The sequence below is a fragment of the Streptococcus troglodytae genome (assembly GCF_002355215.1).
Taxonomy (GTDB): Bacteria; Bacillota; Bacilli; order Lactobacillales; family Streptococcaceae; genus Streptococcus; species Streptococcus troglodytae.
On the sequence record NZ_AP014612.1, the window covers coordinates 1,811,903 to 1,825,048 of the forward strand.

Here is a 13,146-nt window from a genome sequence, read left to right on the forward strand (position 1 = left end):
TTTTTTCTTCAATTGACATAATCTAAAATTATCTAGTAAAACTAGATGATTCAGACTGAAGACAAAATCTTTTATGAGACTTTCCTTGGGTGATACGGACGGTAGCGATGAGGCAACTTTCGTTTCCTTATATCTCAACTTAAAATAGCTCTATGACTATTTCAGCCTTTGAGAATTCCATACCTAAACCAAGATACAAAGGGCGTTAAGCGGATAAAGGCAAAATAGGGAGTACGATGCGGAATCTTTAAGATTCTAGGAGAACTCATCTTTTTGCCACAATCCGCAGCCCATGTTCAGTTAAACCAAGATACAAAGGGCGTTAAACGGACAAGAGCAAAATAGGAAACTAACCGACGACTCTTGCGTCTAGGATATGTTTTCTTTTTGCCGCCGTCCGTAGCCCGTGTTCAGTTAAACCAAGATACAAAGGGCGTTAAGCGGATAAAGGCAAAATAGGGAGTACGACGCGGAATCTTTAAGATTCTAGGAGAACTCATCTTTTTGCCACAATCCGCAGCCCATGCTTATTTAAGATTTGATTCTAAAGTCTCAAATCTTCCAAATAGCAGAAATATCACTGTTTCTGCCACTTTTATCATGGCGCTTAATTAGGGCTCGCTTTGCTCACAAATCAATGCCATTTAAATTGGCATTGCAGAACTTCAAAACATATATAGAAAAAGTAGCTTTGTCTTCAAGTGATAATAATTTTAATAGACAGGGGCATTTACCTTTATAAAAAGTTTTAATCTCCATCTAAAAACTGTAATTGCGGCCATTTATTTTGCCAATTCTTTTTCAAAAGACGCTTCTGGTAGACTTGCATTCTTTCCTTATCTGCTAAAAAATGTGGCGTTGGTTGAACTTTAAATTGGATGATATCGTCTAAACCATAGGGAAGAAAGAGTTCCAATTTTCCTTTGTTGTCTAATTTTGCTGCCAAAGCCGTGCATTTTTCTGGATATTTCGCAATCGCATCACAAGAATTTCGATAGGGCTCTGTATTTGGACTATGAACATGCATATAGACTTGATTTTTGAGCTCCCATTGATAGGCAGGATAAGCTGTTTGTAACTCTTTCTCAATTCTCACAGTCTTTTCATAAGAAATCGTCTGATCAAAAAAGACAACATCGATATCTGTCTCCTTATCAAAGGCTGGTTTCCCACTTAAATAATTCCAAATAAAATTGCGAAGCGTTCCCGCACATAACCAGGCATCCGAAAGTTTAAGTTCTCGAATAATGGTTAAAATACGAGAAATCGGTTCATTTGCCAGCAGTAATATCTTTAACTGCTCTTCATCCATTAAAAATTTCTCTCTGAGCGCCCATAGCCATACTTTTCAACAAAATCCTTACGAAATTCAAGCAAATTGTCATCCATGATAGCCTGACGAATTTTCTTCATGAGATTTAGTAAGAAATAAAGATTATGATAACTGGTCAAGCGAAGTCCAAAGGTCTCATCTGCTTTAATCAGGTGGCGAATATAAGCGCGGGTATAATTTTGACAAGTGTAACAATCACAATCATGATCCAGTGGCGTAAAGTCTTCTGCATACTGAGCATTTTTGACAACCAAGCGTCCCCTTGAGGTCATACACGTTCCATTTCGGGCAATCCGAGTCGGCAAGACACAATCAAACATATCAATGCCACGGATAACCCCATCAATCAGGCTGTCCGGTGCACCAACTCCCATGAGATAGCGCGGTTTATTTTCAGGTAATAACGGTGTTGTAAAGTCAAGAACGGCATTCATTTCTTTATGCGATTCCCCAACAGCAAGACCGCCGATGGAATAGCCCGGAAAATCCATTGAAACCAGATCAGCTGCTGACTGACGCCGCAAATCTTCAAAGCCTGCCCCCTGAACAATGCCAAAAAGTCCCTGCTCCTGAGGCCGACGGTGAGCTTTGAGGCCTCGCTCTGCCCAACGACTGGTTCGTTCAATTGAAGCTTTGACATAGTCATAAGGCTGATAAAATTGCGGGCATTCATCAAAGGACATCATGATGTCTGAACCTAGATTATTTTGAATAGAAATGGCCTTCTCTGGGGTCAAAAACATTTTAGCTCCATTCAGATGGTTTTTAAAAGTAACTCCTTCTTCAGTAATATTGCGTTTTTCAGCCAATGAATAAACTTGAAAACCACCAGAATCGGTTAAAATCGGCTGATCCCAATTCATGAATTTGTGCAGGCCTCCAGCTCTTGTAACTAAGTCATCTCCCGGCCGTAACCAGAGATGATAGGTATTAGCCAAAATGATTCCTGCTTTCATTTCTTTTAATTCTTCTGGGGCTTGTGTTTTAACAGTGGCCTGTGTTCCAACTGGCATAAACATAGGAGTGGGAAAAACTCCATGTGGTGTGATAATTTCTCCCAGACGTGCTCCAGTGTGCTTTTCTTTCTTAATAAGACGATATTGAATCGGTGAATGTGTCATTTTTACTCCTTGCTTTCAAGACTGTATCTTGGACAGTTTAACCTTATAAATTTTATCAAAAAAGCTGGCAGATGTCATTAAGCATACTTCTTAGAACCTGCATTTAGAACTTTTTAACAGTTTTTTGAGGGTGTAAGGAAGGTACACCAAAACACCAACGCTATAGCTATTAACTGCTTTTGCACTAATTTAATATGAGGCATATTAGCAATTTCTCATACTAAGTACCGTAGGAACTTTTAGTTTCATTTTAAATTTCAATTGAAAATTAATATCCAATGAAGTCTTTTGCACTCAATTAACACAACGGTTAAGTTCCGATTTTTGAAACGGTTTCAGGTTCACATCTCTGCTAAAAACAGTTATAATGACGATGTTAGTAGATATACTAACAATAAAAAAGGGAGGTATTCACATGAATACAAAAATGATGGAACAATTTGAAACTATGGATACTGAGACACTTTCACATGTAACCGGAGGCGGTCTTTTTGATGGTGCTAACGGCTATGCTTACCGCGATTCCCAAGGTCACTGGGGTTATAAGGTAACAAAATCTCCGGCGCAAGCTCTGACAGACGTTGTGGTAAATAGCTGGGCTTCAGGTGCAGCAAGTTTTGCCGCTTACGCTTAAGTCATTAAAATAATCGTTCATATTGTTATATGAACGGCAAACACCTCATCTATTATAATAGATGAGGTGTTTTTTTGATGTTATCGCATAAGTATGAACTAACAAATCTGTTTGAGACAAATGATAATCCTTTTAAGTGCTAAAACACAGTGACCAGCATAAACGCTAAATGTTTTTTGATAAATTATCCTCTGAGTTTAACTTGAGATACTCAATCTTAAGACATTTATCCATGACAATCTGATCGCAACCGGCAAACCGTAATATTTTTTCTGCTTCTTGGCTTTGCAATCCTAATTGTGCCCAAAAAACATCTGCATCTGTTTCAATGAAATCCCTAGCAACATCTGCTAAAAACTCACTGCGTCGAAAAACATCCACAATATCAATATGTTCAGGAATATCCTGCAGGCGAGCATAAACCGTTTCACCCAAAATTTTACCGCCAACAGCCCTAGGATTAACAGGAATAATTTTATAACCAGCACTTTGCAATACCTGAGCAACATCATAAGCTGCTGTCTCTTGTCTTTCCGATAAGCCAACTACTGCAATCGTTTTAGCTTTTTTTAAATAATCAAAGATGACATCTTGACTAGGATTTTGAAATTGATAAGCCATAAAATGACCTCCTTAACTTTTTCGCTTGAATTTCCTCTTTTAAATCGGTAAGTGAAATTAACAATTGCTATTAAAGTAATAAATAAACCTGTTTACTTTGCTTCATACCAAGTCTGCCCTGCATTTTCATCTGCCACAAGCGGTACAGAAAGCTCAATAGCAGATTCCATGGTTTTCTTGACCAACTTTTGGATCGCTTCAAGTTCAGCATTTGGCACCTCAAGGACAATTTCGTCATGCACCTGCAGGAGCATCCGCGATTGATAATTTCCTTCTTTCAAGGCTTGGTCGAGATGAATCATGGCCACTTTGAGAATATCGGCGGCACTCCCTTGAATAGGCGAGTTAATAGCTGTTCGCTCCGCAAAAGACCGAATATTAAAATTGCGTGAATTGATATCCGGTAATTCACGGCGGCGATGAAAGAGCGTTTCAACATAACCCTTATCACGCGCTTCACGTACCACTCTATCCATATAATTTTTAATTCCCGGATAACGTTCAAAATAGGTTTCAATGTAATTCTTAGCGGCTTTGCGACTAATACCCAAATTATTAGCCAGACCAAAATCGGAAATGCCATAAACCACACCAAAGTTAACAGCCTTGGCATTGCGACGGTCATTAGGAGTGACGTCTTCTGGTCTTTCAATACCAAAGACACGCATGGCTGTAGAGGTGTGAATGTCTGCTCCTTCCTTAAAAGCAGCAATTAAATGTTCATCGCCTGAAATATGAGCCAGCACACGCAATTCAATTTGTGAATAATCTGAACTGAGCAGGACGCTCTCTTTCCATTCAGGCACAAAGGCCTTGCGAATAAGACGTCCCTGTTCCAAACGCACAGGAATATTTTGTAAATTAGGATCAACGCTGGATAAGCGACCAGTCTGCGTTAAATCTTGCAAATAACGGGTGTGAATCTTGCCATCAAAGGAAATGGAATCTTGCAAGCCAATGATATAGGTGGATTGTAATTTCGCAATTTGGCGATATTCTAAAATTTTAGCAACGATTGGTGAACGATGAGCCAGACGCTCCAAAACATCAACAGCTGTTGAATAACCTGTTTTCGTTTTTTTAGTGGCTGACAAAGGTAGACCCAATTTTTCAAAGAGGATAACCCCCAATTGTTTTGGAGAATTGATATTGAACGCCTCACCAGCTAAGTCATAGATCTCCTGAGTCAGAGCCTGCAGTTCAATCTCATTGGCCCGCTCCATGTCCTGCAGCGTTTCTTTTCTAACCGAAATACCTGCAATTTCCATTTTAGCCAACACATTTGCCAGCGGTAATTCCATATCAAAAAGCAAGTTCAGTTGGTCATTAGTAGACAGTTTCTGCCGCATCGGTCCTTCACTAGCAAGCAAGACACTGATTTTTTTAGCTAAATGGCTAAGCAGAACATCTTTTTCTGGGATAGCACGTTTAGCTCCTTTGCCATACACATCATCGTCTGTTTCCAAAGGTAAATCTGTGTAAAGTCTGGCAATGGTCGAAATGTTATTATTTTCAACAGTTGACAGCAAATATTTGGCCAAACGACTATCGAAACTAGCTGTCGGCAGATCAATGCCCAAATGACTCAGCAAGACCTTACTGCGCTTAAAATCATAAGTTTTAATAGGTTTTGATAAGGCTTCTTTAAACAAATCATGCGTCAGCAAACTGGTATCAGTTGTCGCATAAATCGCTTGGTCATCTCCCCAAGCCAAACCGATCATCTCTTGGGTATGATAATTATCATTCAAAATTTCAAAATAAAAGAATTGATCAGGCGCAAACATATCGGGCTTGAGTTCAGTCACTTCTGTATAACTCACTTCAAAATTTTCGGCTTTAGGTGAACTGCCAAGTTGTGTTCGAAATTGTCTGAAGTCCATTTCATCATAAAACTTAGCCAGTGCGTCAAACTGAGGACCAGAGTAATCAATATCGTCTAAAGTGATGGTAATCGGCGCTTGCGTATCAATGGTTGCCAGCGTCTTAGAAAGAAAGGCCTTTTCTTTATCCTTGATAAGATTTTCCTTCATCTTAGAGCTTTTAAAGCTATCAATATGCTCATAAATAGCTTCTAAACTACCATGCTCATGCAGCAGCCTCAAGCCTGTCTTCTCACCAATTTTGGTGACACCTGGGATATTATCAGACTTGTCCCCCATGAGAGCCTTGAGATCAATAAATTGCTTAGGCGTCAGTCCCATTTTTTCCATGAGATAGGCTGGTGTAAATTCTTCAAACTCAGCAACGCCCCTTTTGGAAATCTCAACAGTCGTATTACTATCAGTCAGCTGAATGAGGTCCTTATCACCGCTGACAATAGTAACATCATATTCATCCTCATTTTCGGCTAATTTATCAAGGGTTCCAATAATGTCATCAGCTTCATAATTTTCCAAATCATAATAGGAAACACCTAAAGCTGTTAGCATCTCTCTAATATAGGGCAGCTGCTCACGAAATTCTTCTGGCGTTTTAGCACGGCCTGCCTTATAATCTGCAAACAGTTCTGTTCGAAAAGTCGTTTTCCCAGCATCAAAAGCCACTAAAACATGCGTCGGCTCCACCCTTTTCATCATATGATCCAGCATTAAATGAAAGCCATAAATGGCATTGGTGTGTAAACCAGCAGGATTTTTAAAGCGGTCAATTTGATTATAAAGTGCAAAGAAAGCACGATAAGCAACGGAAGAACCGTCAATCAATAATAATTTTTTCTTGTTTGTCATAGGTCTATTGTAACATAAATCCTAGTCTTTACTCTCTTTAAACACTGACAATAAGGTTAAAAAGAAGTAAACAAGCTACAAAAAAATGAGACACTATTGCCTCAAGCCTCACTTTTATCAAATAATCGTTGGATTTCCTTCATCAACATCAAAATCTTCTACTTTTTCTCCATTAAGGAAGTGATTTTCCCCATAGCTTCTTCACAATTTGCATAAAAGTTAGGAGCCGCTATTTGATTTTTCTTACCACTATCATAAAGACATTTACAGACAAACAACAAATCTTGAGTATTGCCATGCAAGGTCATGATTTTACGGGTCAGTACTTTTTTGGCAAACATGCGTTTCATAAGAGGTGCAGAAATAACAGTCGGTAATTTATAGGCTAAGAGCTCGTTCTTATAATGCTTTAAATTAACTCCTCGACTAGCTACGATTTGAGAAGTTTCACGAATAGCCTTGACAGCTTCTTTTAAGTACTGTATAGAATCCATGAGCTTTTCTGCTGCTGCAGTCGTATCCTTAACATCTCCAGATTTTCCCATGACTGAAATAACACCTGCATTGATGCCCATATGCAGCCAAATCCACTCCAGCATATCATAGGGCTGTTCCAATTGAATCTGACAGTCAGCAAAAAGCTTCGCTAACTTCTCATAGTTAGAAATAGCTGCCTTTTCCTTTCTTTCTAGCATAAAGTGATCAAAAAGGCAGCAAGTCAGCCTATTGTCCCTGATATTACCGCCAGCCACAGGATAACCTAAAATATAAGGATATCCTTTCACTAACCGGTCAACATAGGCACGATCTTCCCAAATCCCGCAAGCCAGAATCAACGTTCCAGAAATACCATCTGCTGCCAGACTGTCAATCACAGAAGCAAGGCCGCCTGATGGGACACTGACAAAGATAAAGTCATAGGTTTTGCCTGAGCAGTGCTTCACTTGGTAAACATCACTGCTCTGGATACCATCTTTCTCAGTTCGACCATCCAGCAAGTCTACTTGGAGCTGCTTAACAGCAGCTTTAGGACTGCTTTTTCTCAGGTAATGCTCGACCTCATGACCCGCCTTTTGAAAAACATAACCATAGATACTACCAATCGTTCCTAAACCTATTACTAAAATTTTCATTGTAACATTTCCTTTCTTTACTGACGGCGTTTTTTGATAAGTGAGTTGATTTCCTGGGCCTCTTGTCCCAGATAAAAAAGCTCTAAGAGATGCGACATCAGGTAAACAATCAGACCGATAAACAAAAGCACCCAGAGACTGGCATTCCAATGAAAAGGGAAACTAAGACTACAGATAATTCCCTCAATAATGACAAGGTCAAGAAGGCTTCCGACTAGTTCTTGTTGAAATTCCCATTTTTGCCTCGTCAGCAAGGCCAAATGAATCAAAATATTAACCAAAAACACTTGAAAAATGGTAACCAGTAAGAGCCAGTGTGCTTGAAAATAAAGAGCAAACAAAGATAACAAAATTAAACTAATTCCCGTCGTTGCAAAGAAATTTGTGACTACTTTTCTCATTATCGAATTCCTTTCAAAGCTTCTTTAACATCTGACAAATAGCGACGGTTGACAATGACCTTTTCACCATTCAATAAAGTGGCTTCCATGCGGCTGTTAAAAAGTGGGCGTATATTCTCCAAAACATTGATATTGAGCAAACAGGCCTTGCTGATTTGAACAAAACCGCTGCTTTGCAAATCATTTAACAACTGATAAAGTCGCAAATCCGTCTGGTAAACCGCATCCGCCACATAAACAAATGTCTTTTTGTCCACACTTTCGATATAGTAAATATCTGAAAAATTGACCAAATAGTTTCTGTCTTCCTGGTAACAGCTGAGCTGCCTGTCTACTGTATCCAGAAAACTGAGAATGCGCTCAATCAATTTATCTTTCTGACCATATGTGATGTGAATTTCTAATTCCTTGTACTGATCATCTTGCTCAATTCGTAATTTCATAGTACCCATTATAGCACAGCTTTTCCACAAAAAATCCTGCATCAACCAAGTTGCAGGATTAGATAACTGAAATACAATCTAATTTACGAATGCAGGAATTTTTCGACTTTGTCTGTCTGCCGATGAAGAAAGCGCAGATTAACCAACTGAAGAGGGAATATAAGGACTGTCAGCATCAATAAAAGCATCCAGCTAAGTGACTGAGCAAAACAAAATCCCGTGATAGCCATAACCAGTAAAGGGAGAGTTAATGCTGCAGTAATGCTGCCGGGCACCCATGTACGATAAGTAATGGCTTGAGAAATATGAGAAAAAAGATGGAAAGTATGTCCCAATGTGATAGCTAATACCAACTCTGGTACTTTAAAAAGAATGCCTGTAAGCAAAATCAGACTAGCTAAAACAAACTCTTCTAAGACAACTACTGCAATATTTTCTGCTGAAGGGTAATGCTTTCTGCCTGAGATAAATATCTCATTGGCAAACTTGGGATCGCTCTTGTTCTTAGCAATCCATGGGCAGACTAAAATTATTTCTTCAAATTCGTGTATCATAAAAAGCGTTATAGCGATAAAAGCGAATAGTGCTGCTGTCATTATTTCTCTCCTTTATTCAAGATACCAAAGAGCATTAGAAATCCGTATAAAAATAGGAAACGAACGCCGTGTCGCCAAGACACAAGGACGTTTATCTTTTTACTAGGATTTTAACTCGTGTTCAATTTACTTAAGATACAAAGAGCGTTACAAAATCCGTATAAAAATAGGAAACGAACGCCGTGTCGCCAAGACACAAGGACGTTTATCTTTTTTTACTAGGATTTTAGCTCGTGTTCAATTTACTTAAGATACAAAGAGCGTTACAAAATCCGTATAAAAATAGAAAACGGACGCCGTGTCACCAAGACATAAGGACGTTTATCTTTTTTACTAGGATTTTAGCTCGTGTTCAATTTATTTAAGATACAAAGGCGTAAGCGGCACACAGCAAAATAGGAAAACTGACGAAAATGCTTTAACATGTAGAAAGTCTTTATCTTTTTGCACAGTGTCGTAGCCGTGTTTGATTTATTAAAGATTGGTTTCCTTATACTGCTTTAACGTCTTGCCGGTCCATTTTTTAAAAGCCCGAAGAAAGCTGGACTTTTCTGAGTAACCGACTAAATAAGCAATCTCATCAACTGACATAGATAAGCCGAGATAGGAAAAAGCCATCAATTTTTGCATGTGTAAAACTTCTTCCTTAAAAGTTGTATTCTCAACAGCCAATTTACGCTGCAGAGTACGGGCACTGAGGCCTAGTCTGTCAGCTATCGTTACAAGAGAAAATTGTCCGCTGGGGATGGCAGACAGCAACTCTGTCTGGATGGCCTGAGTGAAATTGCCATCACTATGAAGCTGGGACAACTGCTGATTAAGACTTAACTTCAAATGATACCACATGACATTGTTTTCAGTGATAAAAGGTTTCTCAAGATCTGCTTTAGATAACACTAAGCGATTATAATCTGACTTTTTCGGTAGAATCCCTGCTTCCTTTTCAAGGAGCTTTCCATAATCATAAGGAGAACTGATTTCGTAAGGAAGAATGCAAGTCCCTGTTCCCGTCCGTAAGAGACTTAAGAGAAGCAGCTGTTCCTGCAGCAATAACATGCGAGGAAGCGGAAGCTGTGCTGGACAGTAGGCATAACTTACAGCAACTTTGTCTCCGCTGTCATCAATCTGTACTTTTACTGGACCAATTAAGCTTTTATATTTCGAAAATCGCTGTAAAGCCGTCAAACCATCAGGACTTGCTAAAGCAGCAAAAAAGGCCGGTACAAACTTCTTAATGTTTTCAATTCTGCTCAAAGCTAATAGCGCCTCATCTGTAATCAGCTTATCCAAGGTTGCTATAAAACAATAGTACTCCTGAGCATTATAAGTAAGCTCTTCTTGCCACAGCCTATTAGGCAGCTGTGCTTTTTGTAAAATCAGCCCGATATCTATTCCCAATTCTTGTAAGAAAGACTGAAATTGTTTCGTAATCATCAGTTTCATAATTTTATTGTCTAAAAATAATTACCCTCAGTCAAATTTGAACAGCCAAGTCATCAATACGTCAGTTCACTTTCTAACTTCTATTTGAAAATGTTTCAACTCCCAGTCAGCCCATTTAGATGACATCCCTAACTTGCAACAATTATTTTATAGATTATTATAAAGCAAAAAAGAGGCTTTTGCATAGGACAATCAATGACATCATAATAACAATTGGTGCCAAAATCCTCATATTAACTAAGATGCAGGATTGGAAAGCTAAGATATAACACTCAACTTACAATTAGGTTCTCACTAAGTCTTTTCATTTTTCACCGCTTACAAAGGGGCATGGAAAATACTCACAGTACCTGTTATTCACGCTAAACTAGCGATTCTAATCTAGTCTCTGACCTGTTATTCTTTACAACTCAATTTCATAGAAAAACACCCCAAAAGTTAGATTTTCAGGCTAACTTTTGGGATGCAAATCAAAATCAATATTTCTAAGAACTTGTTTTTAAGAGCTTTTAACATTACATTTTTTAATTTTGAGAAGAATGTCACTTCTTACTCAGATAAATTTAGGAAAATATTATTTCAGTCCCTTAACAACTTTAACAACATGATCTACTGTAAAGCCATAATTTTCAATGACTTGAGCAGCTGGAGCTGAGGCTCCAAATTTATCAATACCGATAACAGCACCGTCAAGGCCGACATATTTATACCAAGGTTGGCTGGCTGCCATTTCAATAGCTACACGACGACGAACTGAACTTGGTAAAACAGCTTCCTTGTAATCAGCAGATTGCTCATCAAAGAGGTCTGTAGAAGGAACAGAAACCACACGTACTTTTTCGCCTTGTGCTTCCAATTCCTTAGCTGCTTTGACTGCTAAATTAACTTCAGAACCTGATGCCAAAAGAATAGTATTAAAGTCAGAAGCTGTTTCATAAGTAACATAAGCGCCCTTAGCAACTGAAGTAAAGCTTGAACCAGCTTCAACATTAAGGTTTTGGCGTGTTAAAACAAGAACTGTTGGCGTATTCTGACTTGTCAAAGCATAATGCCATGCTGCCTGTGTTTCGCGTGCATCGGCTGGACGGAAAACAGTCAAATTAGGAGTAGCACGTAAACCTGCCAAGTGTTCAATCGGTTCATGAGTAGGGCCATCTTCACCAACAGCAATCGAATCGTGGGTAAAGACATAAGTTACTGGTACTCCTTGAAGGGCTGACAAACGGACAGCTGCTTTGAGATAGTCTGAAAAGACAAAGAAGGTTCCGCCATAAACACGCAGTCCGCCATGAAGGGCCATACCATTTAAGACAGTACCCATAGCAAATTCACGAACACCAAACTGAATGTTACGGTTAAGCGGATGATCAGCATCTTGAAGCCCATCTGCTTTAATGTAAGTCATGTTAGAATGCGCAAGGTCAGCAGAGCCTCCAAGAAAGTTAGGTAGTACGTCTGCCGCAGCATTGATGGCATCTTGACTAGAATTACGCGTTGCTTGAGAGAAGCCATTTTCGTAGACTGGGAAATCAGCTTCTTTGATTTCCACAGGATCTTTTCCATCAATAATCGCATCCACTTCACGCGCCTCTTTAGGATAAGCTTGTCGGTACTGACCAATAAGATTTGACCAAGCATCGTAAGCAGCTTCACCACGATCCGCAACATTTTCTTTGAAATCATCATAAACCTCTTGAGGAACTTCAAATGGCGCATAATCCCAGTTAAGAGCCTTACGAGCAGCAGTTGCTTCTTCAGCTCCAAGTGGTGCACCATGAACAGCATTGGTACCGCCTTTAGTTGGAGCACCGTAGCCAATCACAGTTTTAATTTCAATCAGAGAAGGTTTCGCACTGGCTTTGGCTTCTTCAATAGCAAGTCCAATAGATTCAATATTATTGCCATCTTCAACTAAGATTGTATGCCAACCATAAGCATCATATCGTGCACGAACACTTTCAGTAAAAGCATCATTGGTTTCACCATCTAAACAAATATCATTAGAATCATAAAGAACAATCAGTTTATCCAAATTTTGTTTGCCAGCATAGGATGAGGCTTCGCCAGAAACACCTTCCATAAAATCACCATCACCGGCAATAACATAAGTATAGTGGTCAAAAATAGGGTAGCCCTCACGATTATACTTAGCAGCTAAGAAACGTTCAGCTTGAGCCAAACCAACAGCCATTGAAATCCCTTGGCCAAGAGGGCCTGTTGTCACATCAACACCTACCGTATGGCCATACTCAGGGTGTCCCGGTGTTTTAGAGCCCCACTGACGGAAATGCTTAATTTCATCAATAGAAATATCTTCAAATCCCGACAAGTGCAAGAGAGCATATAAAAGCATTGAGCCATGACCAGCTGACAAAACAAAACGGTCACGGTTAATCCAATTTGGCTGACTTGGGTTAACACGTAAATGCTTAGTATATAGACTGTAAGCCATTGGGGCAGCGCCCATGACAACACCCGGGTGTCCTGACTTAGACTTTTCAATAGCATCTACGCCTAAAAAGCGAATGGCATTAACCGATAAATCTGACATAATATTCTCCTTTTTAATGTAGTCATAGATATTTTAACATAAAACGCTTACTTGTTCCATATATCCAGATAAGTTAAAGCTCTTTCAAATATCCGCATATCGTGCGACATGCGGATATAAAGTTTAAAGACATAGTTAATA

At 39.2% G+C, this 13,146-nt stretch carries 11 protein-coding genes; 1 reads left to right on the plus strand and 10 read right to left on the minus strand.

Going from position 1 to position 13,146, the window contains the following annotated elements; genetic code table 11:
* Positions 1-748: 748 nt before the first annotated feature.
* The gene (locus tag SRT_RS08815; protein WP_128833818.1) at positions 749-1,312 is read right to left on the minus strand and encodes a nucleotidyltransferase family protein; all 564 of its coding nucleotides are present in this window, start codon (positions 1,310-1,312) and stop codon (positions 749-751) included.
* The gene (tgt, locus tag SRT_RS08820; protein ID WP_128833819.1) at positions 1,312-2,454 is read right to left on the minus strand and encodes a tRNA guanosine(34) transglycosylase Tgt; all 1,143 of its coding nucleotides are present in this window, start codon (positions 2,452-2,454) and stop codon (positions 1,312-1,314) included. Before tgt ends, SRT_RS08815 begins: the two co-directional genes overlap by 1 nt.
* A gap of 415 nt (positions 2,455-2,869) precedes the next feature.
* On the opposite strand from tgt, the gene SRT_RS08825 reads away from it, so the two are divergent.
* Entirely contained in the window at positions 2,870-3,088 is a 219-nt protein-coding gene (locus SRT_RS08825; RefSeq protein ID WP_128833820.1) for a garvicin Q family class II bacteriocin, read from the plus strand.
* Between the two features lie 165 nt (positions 3,089-3,253).
* Here the strand turns inward: SRT_RS08825 and SRT_RS08830 are convergent, their stop codons facing one another.
* The 8 genes from SRT_RS08830 to tkt all read right to left on the minus strand — a co-directional run bounded on the left by SRT_RS08830 (position 3,254) and on the right by tkt (position 13,005).
* Positions 3,254-3,709: a CoA-binding protein gene (locus tag SRT_RS08830; RefSeq protein WP_128833821.1), complete on the minus strand. Its 456-nt coding sequence runs from the start codon at positions 3,707-3,709 to the stop codon at positions 3,254-3,256.
* A 92-nt stretch (positions 3,710-3,801) separates the two neighbouring features.
* On the minus strand, positions 3,802-6,438 hold the full coding sequence (polA, locus tag SRT_RS08835; RefSeq protein WP_128833822.1) for a DNA polymerase I: 2,637 nt from the start codon (positions 6,436-6,438) through the stop codon (positions 3,802-3,804).
* 158 nt (positions 6,439-6,596) lie between these two features.
* Entirely contained in the window at positions 6,597-7,571 is a 975-nt protein-coding gene (locus tag SRT_RS08840) for a ketopantoate reductase family protein (protein ID WP_128833823.1), read from the minus strand.
* 17 nt (positions 7,572-7,588) lie between these two features.
* Entirely contained in the window at positions 7,589-7,972 is a 384-nt protein-coding gene (locus tag SRT_RS08845) for a hypothetical protein (RefSeq protein ID WP_128833824.1), read from the minus strand.
* The gene (locus SRT_RS08850) at positions 7,972-8,424 is read right to left on the minus strand and encodes a LytTR family DNA-binding domain-containing protein (RefSeq protein WP_193432417.1); all 453 of its coding nucleotides are present in this window, start codon (positions 8,422-8,424) and stop codon (positions 7,972-7,974) included. The genes SRT_RS08845 and SRT_RS08850 overlap by 1 nt, the downstream gene beginning before the upstream one ends.
* Before the next feature lie 74 nt (positions 8,425-8,498).
* Positions 8,499-9,011, minus strand: coding sequence for an HXXEE domain-containing protein (locus SRT_RS08855; protein WP_128833826.1), 513 nt, complete (start codon positions 9,009-9,011; stop codon positions 8,499-8,501).
* Between the two features lie 474 nt (positions 9,012-9,485).
* Complete coding sequence (locus SRT_RS08860) at positions 9,486-10,454, minus strand: helix-turn-helix domain-containing protein (protein WP_128833827.1); 969 nt, start codon at positions 10,452-10,454, stop codon at positions 9,486-9,488.
* A 574-nt stretch (positions 10,455-11,028) separates the two neighbouring features.
* Positions 11,029-13,005: a transketolase gene (tkt, locus tag SRT_RS08865; protein WP_128833828.1), complete on the minus strand. Its 1,977-nt coding sequence runs from the start codon at positions 13,003-13,005 to the stop codon at positions 11,029-11,031.
* Positions 13,006-13,146: the final 141 nt, after the last annotated feature.